The sequence below is a fragment of the Geodermatophilus sp. DF01-2 genome, from assembly GCF_004571065.1.
Taxonomy (GTDB): Bacteria; Actinomycetota; Actinomycetes; order Mycobacteriales; family Geodermatophilaceae; genus Geodermatophilus.
On the sequence record NZ_SPQN01000185.1, the window covers coordinates 1 to 1,246 of the forward strand.

Consider the following 1,246-nt stretch of genomic DNA (forward strand, 5'->3'; position numbering starts at 1 on the left):
TGAACCGTCCTGGAACCGATGGAGGGTGGCGATCAGGCCACCTCACGGCGTGAGGCGATGGAACTAGCATACTCCATTTCCTTCTCGATGGGCGGCATGTTGCCGATCGAGGAATGGAGTCTTTCGGTGTTGTACCAGTGCACCCACTCGGCCGTTGCCGCCTCCACCGCGGCCCTGCTCTCCCAGGTCTTCCCGTCGCGGCGGTGATCGATCAACTCGGTCTTGTACAGACCGATCGTGGATTCCATCAAGGCGTTGTCCAGTGCGTCGCCGACACTGCCGATCGATCCGGCGATCCCTGCCTCTTCCAGCGCCTCGGTGAACGCGATCGACGTATATTGCGAGCCCGCGTCGGAATGGTGCACGAGTCCGGTCGTGGTGAACTCCGAGTCGGACCGGCGGCGAGTGGCCAGCGCTTGCTCCACCGCACTGGACACCAGGGCGGTCTCCTTGGTGTTCATGACCCGCCATCCGAGAATGCGCCGGGAATAGACGTCGGTGATGAAGGAGACGTACACGAACCCGGTCAGCGTCCATACGTGGGTGAAGTCGGCCACCCACCACATATTCGGCTTCGTCGGCTTGTTCCAGCCGCGCTTGAGCAGGTCAGGGTGCCGTGGGGCGCCCTGAGCGCGGGTGGTGGTGACCGTGCGGTGGTCGCCTCGGCGCACCCCCTGGATGCCGGCGATCCGCATCAGCCGACCCACTTGGTCCCGGCCGATCTTGTAGCCGGCGCGGCGCATCGCATGCCACATCTTCCGGATTCCGTATAGCTCTCTATTCTTCCGCCACAGATCGATCACGGCATTCACCAGATACGCGTCTTCCAGGTCGGCGTCAGAGATGGCAAGCTTCTTGCGGGCGTGATAGGTGTTCGGGGCGATCGGAATGCCGTGCTCGGTGAGCACGGCACAGATCGGCTCGACCCCGAACCGGCCCCGGTAGTCGTCGATGTAGGAGACGATTACCGGAGTCGGCGGTCGAGCTCCGCCTGTGCGAAAAACGCCGACGCGGTCTTCAGGATATCGTTTGCCCGCCGTAGCTCGGCGTTCTCCTTCGTCAACCGCGCAATCTCATCGGCCAGCGACAATCCCGACGGCTCCACGGGCCGTTCGGCCTTCTCGGCCGTCTCAACCCAGTTCCGCAGCGTCGCCGGGTTGACGCCGAGCAACTCGCCGACCTTGCGCCGGGCAGCGAGCTTCGACTCGCCGTCACGCACCCGGTCGGCGTACATGCGGACCGCGCG

The 1,246-nt window shown here is 64.4% G+C and carries 1 protein-coding gene and 1 other annotated feature; the gene reads right to left on the reverse strand.

The genetic code is table 11. The features are described from left to right. Window positions 1-32: 32 nt before the first annotated feature. Window positions 33-1,246 (reverse strand): IS3 family transposase gene (locus tag E4P41_RS21730; protein ID WP_135143259.1). Its coding sequence is split into 2 segments (ribosomal slippage), with 1,215 coding nucleotides annotated over them: window positions 33-997 and window positions 997-1,246; the frame shifts between segments, so codons are not numbered across the junction. This gene is flagged as partial in the annotation. Then, window positions 876-1,007: a sequence feature (AL1L pseudoknot), on the reverse strand. It overlaps the preceding gene by 132 nt.